The following is a 10,235-nucleotide window of genomic DNA, read 5'->3' on the forward strand; positions in this document are numbered from 1 at the left end:
TCACGCCACCGGTCGAAGGTACTCGCCTCCCCGACGCACGGCCCGGAGCCGTGCAGGGGCGACGAGGTCGGGCTCGTGGTCTGAGGGTGTGCCTGGAGGGGCTGGTCAGCCGGCGGTGAGGATGAGGGTGGTGCCGAGGGTGAGGAGGGTGGTGGCGGCGATGCGGGGGGTGCCGAAGCGTTCGTGGAAGAAGAGGGCGCCGATGGCGGCGCCGATGATGACGGAGGACTCGCGGAGGGCGGCGACGGGGGCCAGCGGGGCGCGGGTCTGGGCCCACAGGACGAGGCCGTAGGCGAGCATGGAGAGCGCCGCGCCGGCGAGGCCGCGCGCGGCGTGGGGGCGGAGGGCCGTCCACAGCGCGCCGCGGTGGACGCGGAACGCCCAGGCGGGGATGAGGACGCCCTCGAGGACCATCAGCCACGCGATGTAGCCGAGCGGGGTGCCGGACGCCCGGACGCCGACGCCGTCGACGACCGTGTACGCGGCGATGGACAGCCCCGTCGCGACGGCCGCGGCGAGCGCCGGCCAGTGCGGCCGGCTGCCCCGCAGCCCCCACAGCGCGACCCCGCTCAGCCCCGCGGAGGCGAGCGCGACCCCGGCGAGCGCGAGCCCGCTCAGCGACTCGCCGACGAGGAGCACCGCGGCGGCGGTGACGACGAGCGGCGCCGTACCCCGTGCGATCGGGTACACCTGGCCGAAGTCGCCGAGGCTGAACGACCGCATCAGCAGCATCTGGTAGCCGACGTGCAGCAGCGCCGAGACGGCCAGGTACGGCCACGCCCCACCCGCCGGCAGCGGCGCGAAGCAGGCGACGACCGCGCCGAGGACCGCCGCGCCGCCGCCGATGAGCGTGAAGGCGACCAGTTGGTCGCGGATGGTGTGCGCGAGCGCGTTCCAGACGGCGTGCGCGACCGCGGCGGCCAGGACGGCCGCGACGACCAGCGGGGTCACGCGCCGGGCTCGTCCCCCGCGGCCCCGGCGGCGCGCCCGGCCGGAACGTGCGCGGCGGACCCGTCGGGCACGGGCCCGTCGGGAGCGTCGGGCGCGGCGGGCGCGGCGGGTGCGGCGGGCGCGGGAGCGTCGGGCGCGGCGGGTGCGGCGGGCGCGGGAGCGTCGGGCGCGGCGGAGACGGCGGAGGACCCGCCCGCCGCATCCTCCCCAGCCGGCCGCTCGCGGACGTCCGCGACCGTCGCCCCCGCGTGCGCGACCAGCGTGTCCGGGGCCATCGCGAAGACCGAGTGCGGGGTGCCCGCCGCCGCCCACACCTCGTCGTGGGCGAGCAGCGCCCGGTCGGCGAGGACGCGGGTGCGCGTGCGGTGGCCGAACGGCGGGACACCGCCGATCGCGTACCCGGTGGTCTCGCGGACGACCGCCGCGTCCGCGCGCCCGACCTTCGCCGCGCCCAGCTCCACCCGCACCCGCTCGACGTCGACCCGCGAGGCGCCGTCCATCAGGACGAGCACGGGCTCCCCGTCCGCCGCGAAGATCAGCGACTTGACGATCTGGCTGAGCTCGCAGCCGACGGCCGCGGCGGCGTCGACGGCGGTGCGGGTGCCGTCGGGGAACCGCCGCACCTCCACCCCGTCGATGCCGAGGGTGCTCAGGGCCTCGGCGAAGCGGGGGTGCGCGGCGAAGGCGATGTCAGCAGTGTCGTCCGAAGTGCTCATGTCCGCACGCTAGCGAGGGGGGCGGGCGCGGGTCGAACCCGTTCCGCGGACCGGACGGTCGCCCGCGGGCCCGCGCGAAACGACCCCGGCGGCCTCCGCCGGAGCCCGGATCACCGCCGCGCGGGCGACGGCCGGGCGACGGCCGGGCGACCAGGACCGGACGCCGTCGACCGCGCGACCACGTGGCTCCGGCGGGCACCCCCGGATCCACCGCGGCGAGCGCCCCGCGCCACCGTCCCGGACCCCCTCAGCTCCCCGCCCGCAGCACGTCCGCCACGATCGGCCCCGCCGCGTCGCTGCCGTGCCCGCCGTCCTGGACGAGGGCCGCCGCGGAGACGGAGTTGCGGTAACCGACGAACCAGCTGTCCGACGTCGCGCTCGTGGCGACCTCCGCCGAACCCGTCTTCGCGCCGACGTCCCCGCCGAGCCCGCTCATGACCTGCTGTCCGGTGCCGCTGACGGCGGTGCGCCGCATCATGTCCCGCAACTGCTGCGCGGTGGACCACTTCAGCTGCTGCCGCGAGGCGACGTCGCGGCCGTCGAGGGACTTCGGGACGATCACCGGCTGCCGGAAGCCGCCGGACTTGACCGTCGCCGCGACCGACGCGATGTTCAGCGGGCTCATCTGGACCTTGCCCTGCCCGATCAGCGCGGCGGCGGTGTCCGGGCCGGGGGTGACGGGGACGCTGCCGTCGAAGGACGGGATGCCGGTCGACCAGTCGTCGCGGCCGAGGCCGAAGTAGCGGTCCGCCTCGGTCGTCAGCGAGTCCGCACCGATCGTGTCCGCGAACTTGATGAAGGACGTGTTGCAGGAACGGGAGAAGCCCTCCGCGAGAGTGGAGTCGTCGTTGGGATCGAGCCCCTTGAGGTTGGCGAACGTCTGCCCCTCGGACACCGCCGTCATCGGGCAGGGCGCCGGTCCCTGCGCGGATGTCTGCCCGGTGTCGATCAGCATCGCCGCGGACACGATCTTCATCACCGAACCCGGCGCCACCTGCCCCTCGAACGCCGCGTTGAACTCGTCGTCCCGGTTGTTCGCCACCGCCAGGACCCCGCCCGTGTTCACGTCCAGCGCCACCACCGACGCCTGCGGGAACCTCTTGACCGCCTTCTCCGCCGCGGTCTGGACGTTCGCGCTGAGCGTCGTCCTCAGCTCCCCCGCCCTGCCCTTGCGCAGGGTGACGAGCGTCCGGTCGGGCCGCTCGGCGTCGACCGTGTCGTGCACGGCCAGCTCGATCCCGTTGGTCCCGCCGGCCTTCGCGCCGTACCGCTTGCGGAGCTCGGCGAGGACGGGGGCGAGCGACGGGTGGTCCTTCGCGTCGAGGACGGCCCCGTTGCGGTCGACGGCCCGGACGTCCGGCGCGTCGGCCTCGCCCGTGGTCAGGACGTCGTTCGCGCCGAGGTCCGGGTGCAGGACGGCGGGCTTCCAGTCGACGAGCGCCCGCCCGGTGGTCACACCGCGGACGAACGAGGCCTCCGAGGCGTACTTCAGCGGCTTGGTCACGCCGTCGTACGACACCTTCGCGGCGACGGTGAACGGCACGGTCGTGCCGGACGCCTTGCCGGGCGTGATCCGCACGTCGGTGAGGTGCGCGTCGCCGAAGTAGGCGTCGAGGCCGGCCGTGGCGCTCGCGCCGTTGTCGGTGAGGGCGGCCGCCACCTCCACCTCCCCCTTCGCCCACGCGGCGAAGAAGGCCTTGGAGACGGCCGCGACCTCGTCGCCGGTGACCGGTCCCGACCCCTTGCGGGTCGCCGCGGCCTGCACGGTCGAGTCGCCGTCACCCCCGCCGCTTCCGCCGCCCCCGTCGAGCGCGGTGTAGATGTTGAACATTCCGTACCCCGCGCCGCCGAGCAGAATGCTCAGCGCGCCGCCGACGACGGCGGCCTTTGCACCGTTTCGCATGGGTGCGATCCCCTCCCCAGGAGCCCTCCTGATCCCCCGCGTCCGTAGTTGAACACGTTCAAGAGGCTGTACATCGCACCCTAGACCACCCGTTCGATGGTTCGCCAGGGCAACAAGCGTCGATCCGGTAACCGCTTACCGGCCACTCACTCCCCGGCCAGCAGCACCTGCCGCACCACGGGACCGGCGTTCAACCCGCCGCGGCCCGCGCCCTGGACGACCGCCGCGGCGGCGACGTCCCCGCGCCACGCGGTGAACCAGGCGTTGGGCTTCTTCTGCCCGTCGACCTCCGCCGAGCCGGTCTTCGCTCCGACGTCGTCGCCGAGCCCGGCCATCGGCTCGGCGGCGCTGCCGTACTTCGCGGTGTACGTGAGCAGGGCCTTGAGCTGCGACTTCGTCGAGGGCTGCATGGCGCGCGGCGCGGTGGCGATGTCGCGGTCGTCGAGCGAGGGGGAGACCAGATAGGGCATCGCGAACGTGCCGGTCTTGGCGGTGGCGATCACCGAGACCATGTCGAGGGGGTTCATCCGCACCCCGCCCTGCCCGATCAGCGAGGCGGCCTTGGGCGCGTCCTTCTGGACCGGGACCGCGCCGTCGAAGGTCGGCACGCCGGTGGCCCAGTCGTCGCGGCCGAGCCCGAAGACGTCGCGGGCCTGCTCGGTCAGGTCGTCGTCGGCCAGCTCGCCGGCCTGGCTGATGAAGGCGGTGTTGCAGGAGCGGCCGAAGCTGTCGCGGAACGTGCCGCCCTTGATCTCGAACTTCTCGAGGTTCTGGAACTTCCAGCCCCCGTAGCTGGAGTACTTGGGGCACGGGTGCGGGCCGTCGGCCGTCGCGAGGCCCTTGTCGAGCAGCAGCGAGGCGGTGACGATCTTCATCGTGGAGCCGGGGGCGAGCGAGCCCTGCAGCGCGGTGTTGAAGCCGTCCGGCTCGGAGTTGGCGACCGCGAGGATCTCGCCGGTGCTGGGCCTCAGGGCGACGAGGGAGGTCTTCGGCTTGGCGGCGACGGCCTTCTCCGCGGCGGCCTGGACCGCCGGGTCGATCGTCGTCTCCAGGGTGCCGGCCTTGCCCTCGGAGACCCTGAACAGCGTCTTCGGCTCGCCCTTGTCGTCGGCCTTCCTGATGTACGTCTCGACGCTCGGCGTGCCGCCGGCGCGCTCGCCGTACGTCTTGCCGAGCGCCTTGGCGACGGTCGTGAGCGAGGGGTACTTCGCCGGCGTCAGCTCGCCGCCGTCGCGGTCCACCGCCTTGACGGGGAACGACGCCTCCTCGGTGACGAGCGTGTCCCCGCGCTTCAGGTCCGGGTGGAGGACGGCGGGCGACCAGCGCACCAGCGCGTCGCCCGTCGGCGAGTCCCGGACGACCTCCAGGGAGCCGTCGTACGCCCAGTCCCCCGCGACCGCGGAGTCCGTCCGGTCCCCCGACCTCGCGTACTCGACGCGCGCCTCGACGCGGAACGGGACGGTCTCCCCGTCCGCCGCCGCCGGCTCGATCGCCGCCTTCACGACGTGCGCGTCCTCGCGGTACGACTTCAGGGCGGCCTTCGCCGCGGCCTCGTCGTCGGTCAGCGCCGCCGCGGCCCCGTCGTCGCCCTTCGCCCACGCGGCGAGGAACTCCTCGGCGGTGGTGCGGATCTCGTCCGCCTGCAGCGGACCGCTGCCCTTGGGGCCGCCGTCGCCGTCGGCCTGCCGGACGGCCGACGGCCCGTCCGAGCCGCCGCCGTCGCTGACGAGCGCGTACGCCCCGTACCCGAGCCCGCCCATGACCACGGCGAAGACCCCGCCGATCACGGCGTTCTTTGCCCCATTGCGCATCGTGCTGTCCTTCCCCACACAGGGGTTCGCACTCTATGCGCTCACCCCCGCACGAGAAGAACCGCCCGTCACCTGTTACGGGCCCGGTACGTACGGGTGTTCGCACGCGGGCGCGGGGGCGGACGGCGCGGTCAGTCCGGCAGCGAGGCGAGCGAGGTGCGCAGGGCGCGGACCAGGGACTGGGCGCGGGGGTCGGAGGTGACGGAGGTGCGGAAGCCGTTGGTGACGTAGGCGAGGGACGTGCCGGAGTCCGGGTCGGCGAGGGCGAGGGTGCCGCCGCGGCCGGGGTGGCCGAAGGAGCCGGGGCCGAGCAGGGGGGAGGCGGGGGCGTGGAGCATGTAGCCGAGGCCGAAGCGGGTGGGGACGAGCAGGACGCGGTCGGGCCCCGCGGCGTCCTCGGTGCGGGCGAGGGTGAGGGTGGCGGGGGCGAAGAGGCGGTGCCCGTCGACGTCGCCGATGAGGGCGGCGTAGAAGCGGGAGAGGGCGCGGGCGGTCGCGACGCCGTTCGAGGCGGGGAGTTCGGCCGCGCGGTACGACGGCGCGTTCTCGTCGGGCAGCGGCCGGATCGCGGCGAACGCGCGCGAGGTGAGCGAGGCGGGGTCCGCGTAGGCGTCGGTCACCGCGCGCTTGGGGCGCAGCCGGAGCGCGCCGGGGGCCTCGGCGGGCGGCGGGTCGAGGGGCGCGACGCGCCCGACGCGGTGGGCCTCGTCGTCGGGGAGGCCGATCCACAGGTCGAGGCCGAGCGGGCGGGCGATCTCCTCGGCGACCCAGCGTCCGATGGTGCGGCCGGTGACCCGCAGGGTCAGCTCGGCGAGCAGCCAGCTGTAGGTGTGCGCGTGGTAGCCGTGGACCGTGCCCGGCTCCCAGAACGGGGCCTGCGCGGCGACGGCCCGCGGCCCCGAGACGCCGTCCGCGGCCTCGGCGGGGGTCAGCGGCCGGTCGAGCGCGGGGACGCCGGCCCGGTGGGCGAGCAGGTGGCGGACGAGGACGCGCTCCTTGCCGCCGGCCTTGAACTCCGGCCAGTACGTGGAGACCGGCGCGTCCAGGTCGAGGTGGCCGCGCTGGTGCAGCAGCAGCGGGACGGCCGCGGCGACGCCCTTGGTCGCCGAGCGGACGACCTGCGCGGTGTCGACCGCCCAGGGCGCGTCCCCGCGCGGGTCGCGGACGCCCGCCCACAGGTCGGCGACCTTGACGCCCCGGTGGTGCACGGCGAGCGCCGCGCCCCGCTCGCCGAGGTGGGTGAAGTTCCGCGCGAAGGCGTCCCGCAGCGGCTCGAACCCGGGCGCGACGCCGCCGCGGACGTCGACGGCCCCGGGCGCGCCGGCCGTACGGGGCGCCGCCCCGCCGCGGGCCCCCTCGCCCCGGACGTCCCCCGCCTCCCGGCCCTGCTGACTCACCGCGCACTCCCGTTCCGTCCGCCCCGGTCGCGGCGGCGTCTTCCATGGTGCATCACGCCACTGACAGCGCTCAGCGCGGGACGGCGAACCCGTAGGGGAGCTCCAGGCGGTGGGTGGCCATCAGCCCGGCGTCGGAGAGCAGCTCCCCCGTGGGCCCGTCCGCGGCGATGACGCCGTCGCTGAGGACCAGCGCGCGCGGGCAGAGTTCGAGCGCGTACGGCAGGTCGTGGGTGACCATGAGGACGGTGACGTCCAACGCCCGCAGGATGTCCGCGAGTTCGCGTCGCGACGCCGGGTCGAGGTTGGAGGAGGGCTCGTCCAGGACGAGGATCTCCGGCCGCATCGCGAGCACGGTCGCGACGGCGACCCTGCGCCGCTGCCCGAAGGACAGGTGGTGGGGCGGCCGGGCGGCGAACTCCGCCATCCCGACCTGTTCGAGCGCCTCGACGACCCGCGCCTCCAGCTCCGCGCCCTTGAGCCCCGCCGCGGCGGGTCCGAAGGCGACGTCCTCGCGCACGGTGGGCATGAACAGCTGGTCGTCGGGGTCCTGGAAGACGATGCCGACCCGGCGGCGGATCTCCGCCATGTGCTCCCTGCCGACCGGCAGTCCCGCGACCCGCACGCTGCCGGCGCCCGCCTCCAGGATGCCGTTGAGGTGCAGCACGAGGGTGGTCTTGCCCGCCCCGTTCGGGCCGAGCAGGGCGACCCGCTCGCCGCGTTCGACGCGGAGATCGACACCGAAGAGGGCCTGGTGGCCGTCGGGGTACGCGTAGGCGAGCCCGGCGACCTCCAGGGAGGGGGCGCCGCCGGACGCGGCGGGAGCATCGTTCGTCACAGCGTCCATCCCAGCAGACACACCGCCAGCGCCGCACCCGGGAGGGTCAGCGCGTACGTCCACTGCGCGCGCGAGGCGGTGACCTCGTCGATGACCGGCATGGTGCCGGCGTACCCGCGGCTGATCATCGCGAGGTGGACCCGCTCGCCGCGCTCGTAGGAGCGGATGAACAGCGCGCCGGCGGTCTTCGCGAGGACCCCCCAGTGGCGGACGCCGGTCGCCTCGAAGCCGCGGGAGCGGCGGGCGACGGACATCCTGCGGAGCTCGTCGGTGATCACGTCGCCGTAGCGGAGCATGAAGGAGGCGATCTGCACGAGCAGCGGGGGCAGCTTGAGCCGCTGGAGGCCGAGGAGCAGCGCGCGCAGCTCGGTGGTGGAGGCGAGGATCACCGACGCCGCGACGCCCAGGGTGCCCTTGGCGAGCACGTTCCAGGCCCCCCAGAGGCCGTTCTCGCTCAGGGCCAGTCCTAGGACCTCGGTCTTCGGGCCCGTCGCGACGAACGGCAGCAGCACGGCGAAGGCGACGAACGGGATCTCGACCAGCATCCGCTTCAGCAGGTGGCCGGCCGGGATGCGGGCCAGCGCGGCGACCCCCGCGAGCGCGACCGCGTAGAGCCCGAAGGCCCAGACCGCCTCGCGCGGCGTGGAGACGACCACGAGCACGAAGGCGAGGACGGCGGCGAGCTTGCAGTGCGGGGGCAGCTCGTGGACCGGCGAGACGCCGTGCCGGTAGAGCTGGTGCGCGTGACCCGCTCCCATGTCAGACGCCGGCCCGTTCGCGCTGGGCCTCCGGCGCCGCGTCCTCGTCCCGGCGGCGCTTGACCGCCCAGAAGACCCCGCTGCCGACGGCGATGGTCGCGCCGACGCCGATGACGCCCGCGAGCCCGCCGGAGAGTCGGGCGTCAGCGATGTCGCCGACGCCGTAGTCGGCGAGCGGCGAGTCGGCGCTCGCGTGGTCCTCGACCTTCTTGTCGATGCCTTGGTCGGCGGCGACCTTCTCCAGGCCGTCGGGGTTGGCGGAGGCGTAGAACGAGACGACGCCGGCGAGCAGCAGCGCGAGCCCCAGGCCGGCGGCCCAGACGCCGCGCACGGAGCGGGCCGGGCGGGCGGCGGTGGCGGCCGGGGCCGCGGTCCGGCGGGCGGCGGGGGCGGCGTCGACCAGCTCGCCGTTGACGCGCAGCTTGAGCGGCGCGGTCAGCCCGCGCGCCCCGTGCACCAGGTCGGGCCGTACGGCGATGACCGCGCCGACCGTCGCCGCCGTGATCAGCGCCTCGCCGATGCCGATCAGGACGTGGACGCCGACCATCGCGGTGAGGACGGTCCCGATCGGCACGTCGGTGGTGCCGCCGACCGCGTAGAGCAGCGTGAAGCCGGCCGCGGCCGCCGGCACCGACACCAGGGCGGCGACGAACGCGGCGACGGGCACGGTCCGCACGCCGCCGGGCAGCACCTTCACCAGGCCGCGGAAGAGCGCGTAGGCGACGACGACCGTGACGACGCCCATGAGGGTGATGTTCACCCCGAGCGCGGTCAGCCCGCCGTCGGCGAACAGCACCCCTTGGAGCAGCAGGACGACGGCGATGCACAGCACGCCGGTGTAGGGACCGACGAGTATCGCCGCCAGCGCCCCTCCCAGGAGGTGGCCGCTGGTCCCGGCGGCGACGGGGAAGTTGAGCATCTGCACGGCGAAGACGAAGGCCGCGACGAGCCCGGCCAGCGGGGCCGTCCGCTCGTCCAGTTCGCGCCGCGCGCCGCGCAGGCTGACCGCGACCGCGCCGGCGGCGGCGACACCGGCGGCGACGGAGACGGGGGCGTTGAAGAAACCGTCGGGCACATGCATGGCGGGTCTCCCGGGCAGACAGAGAGGGAGGGACGAGGGATGCGGGAAGTGCCGATCGCGGGGGTACGGGCGCAGGCGTGTACGACGCGTTCGAGCCACCTGATGCTAGCGCCCTCTTGCAAAGAGGTAGCAAAAGCCGAACCACAGCAGAAGAGGGCACGGGGGAGCGCACGGGAGGACGGGTCGCGCACCGGTGGGGGCGAGTCCGAGGGGGACTGCAGCACCCGATGTCGCATATCGGTAAATATGGGACATTGGGCATCCGAGTCCATGACCGACGCCCGACCGACCCGACCGACAGGAGCCGGACGATGAAGCCCGCCGCACCCGCCGTCGAGGACCACACCCGCGCCCACCTCGTCTCCGACACCGGCGCCCACGCGGCGTCCTCCGACCACCGCCCCGTGCCCGTCGCGCTGCGCCACGACCCGGCCGCCGACCCCGGCGCTCTGACGTTCGCGTTCCCCGACACCTTCCCCGGCGGCTCGGAGTGGTCGTTCCCCCGCGACCTCCTGGAGGCCGGCATGCGCTCGCCCGCCGAGGGCGGCGGGATCCGCGTCTGGCCGTGCGGCCGGGTGCAGACGGTGGTGGAGTTCCACTCGGCCCACGCGGTCGCGGTGGTGCAGTTCGACAACGCCCCGCTGATCCGGTTCCTGCGGCGTACGCACGCGGTGGCGGTGCGCACGGCCCCGGTCAGGCGGTCGTCGGAGCGGGCTGCGGCGCCCGCCCTGCGCACCCCCTCCGCCTGACCCCGCACGCGGAAGGGCCCGGACGGGCGGCCGA

At 74.9% G+C, this 10,235-nt stretch carries 8 protein-coding genes and 1 pseudogene; 1 reads left to right on the forward strand and 8 read right to left on the reverse strand.

From position 1 onward, the window contains the following. Positions 1-105 precede the first annotated feature (105 nt). The 8 genes and pseudogenes from ACFWEG_RS13840 to ACFWEG_RS13875 form a co-directional block, all read right to left on the reverse strand. Positions 106-951: an EamA family transporter gene (locus ACFWEG_RS13840; protein WP_387213703.1), complete on the reverse strand. Its 846-nt coding sequence runs from the start codon at positions 949-951 to the stop codon at positions 106-108. 209 nt (positions 952-1,160) lie between these two features. Then, positions 1,161-1,667, reverse strand: a pseudogene (locus ACFWEG_RS13845) (YbaK/EbsC family protein); the annotation flags it as partial. Positions 1,668-1,914: 247 nt separating this feature from the next. After that, positions 1,915-3,570, reverse strand: coding sequence for a penicillin-binding transpeptidase domain-containing protein (locus tag ACFWEG_RS13850; RefSeq protein WP_387213706.1), 1,656 nt, complete (start codon positions 3,568-3,570; stop codon positions 1,915-1,917). 146 nt (positions 3,571-3,716) lie between these two features. After that, the gene (locus ACFWEG_RS13855) at positions 3,717-5,381 is read right to left on the reverse strand and encodes a penicillin-binding transpeptidase domain-containing protein (RefSeq protein ID WP_387213709.1); all 1,665 of its coding nucleotides are present in this window, start codon (positions 5,379-5,381) and stop codon (positions 3,717-3,719) included. 131 nt (positions 5,382-5,512) lie between these two features. After that, positions 5,513-6,649: a serine hydrolase domain-containing protein gene (locus ACFWEG_RS13860; protein WP_387213733.1), complete on the reverse strand. Its 1,137-nt coding sequence runs from the start codon at positions 6,647-6,649 to the stop codon at positions 5,513-5,515. A 199-nt stretch (positions 6,650-6,848) separates the two neighbouring features. Beyond that, the gene (locus tag ACFWEG_RS13865) at positions 6,849-7,622 is read right to left on the reverse strand and encodes an energy-coupling factor ABC transporter ATP-binding protein (protein ID WP_387213712.1); all 774 of its coding nucleotides are present in this window, start codon (positions 7,620-7,622) and stop codon (positions 6,849-6,851) included. Further along, a complete protein-coding gene (gene cbiQ / locus ACFWEG_RS13870; protein WP_387213715.1) occupies positions 7,610-8,371 on the reverse strand; it encodes a cobalt ECF transporter T component CbiQ in 762 nt (253 codons plus the stop codon). The genes ACFWEG_RS13865 and cbiQ overlap by 13 nt, the downstream gene beginning before the upstream one ends. A gap of 1 nt (position 8,372) precedes the next feature. After that, positions 8,373-9,452, reverse strand: a complete 1,080-nt coding sequence (locus tag ACFWEG_RS13875; RefSeq protein ID WP_387213718.1) for an energy-coupling factor ABC transporter permease — start codon at positions 9,450-9,452, stop codon at positions 8,373-8,375. Between the two features lie 311 nt (positions 9,453-9,763). Between ACFWEG_RS13875 and ACFWEG_RS13880 the strand changes: the two genes are divergently transcribed. Beyond that, positions 9,764-10,201 carry an SsgA family sporulation/cell division regulator gene (locus ACFWEG_RS13880; RefSeq protein WP_387213721.1) on the forward strand — a complete coding sequence of 146 codons (438 nt, stop codon included), beginning with the start codon at positions 9,764-9,766 and terminating at the stop codon, positions 10,199-10,201. The last annotated feature ends 34 nt before the right edge of the window (positions 10,202-10,235 follow it).

It is taken from the genome of Streptomyces sp. NPDC060194 (genome assembly GCF_042728285.1).
Lineage (GTDB): Bacteria > Actinomycetota > Actinomycetes > Streptomycetales > Streptomycetaceae > Streptomyces.

What these genes read in the sequence shown, in the direction of transcription:
- ACFWEG_RS13850 (WP_387213706.1), bottom strand. Translation starts at nt 3,570, where the DNA reads ATGCGAAACGGTGCAAAGGCCGCCGTCGTCGGCGGCGCGCTGAGCATT.
- ACFWEG_RS13855 (WP_387213709.1), bottom strand. Translation starts at nt 5,381, where the DNA reads ATGCGCAATGGGGCAAAGAACGCCGTGATCGGCGGGGTCTTCGCCGTG.
- ACFWEG_RS13865 (WP_387213712.1), bottom strand. Translation starts at nt 7,622, where the DNA reads ATGGACGCTGTGACGAACGATGCTCCCGCCGCGTCCGGCGGCGCCCCC.
- cbiQ (WP_387213715.1), bottom strand. Translation starts at nt 8,371, where the DNA reads ATGGGAGCGGGTCACGCGCACCAGCTCTACCGGCACGGCGTCTCGCCG.
- ACFWEG_RS13875 (WP_387213718.1), bottom strand. Translation starts at nt 9,452, where the DNA reads ATGCATGTGCCCGACGGTTTCTTCAACGCCCCCGTCTCCGTCGCCGCC.
- ACFWEG_RS13880 (WP_387213721.1), top strand. Translation starts at nt 9,764, where the DNA reads ATGAAGCCCGCCGCACCCGCCGTCGAGGACCACACCCGCGCCCACCTC.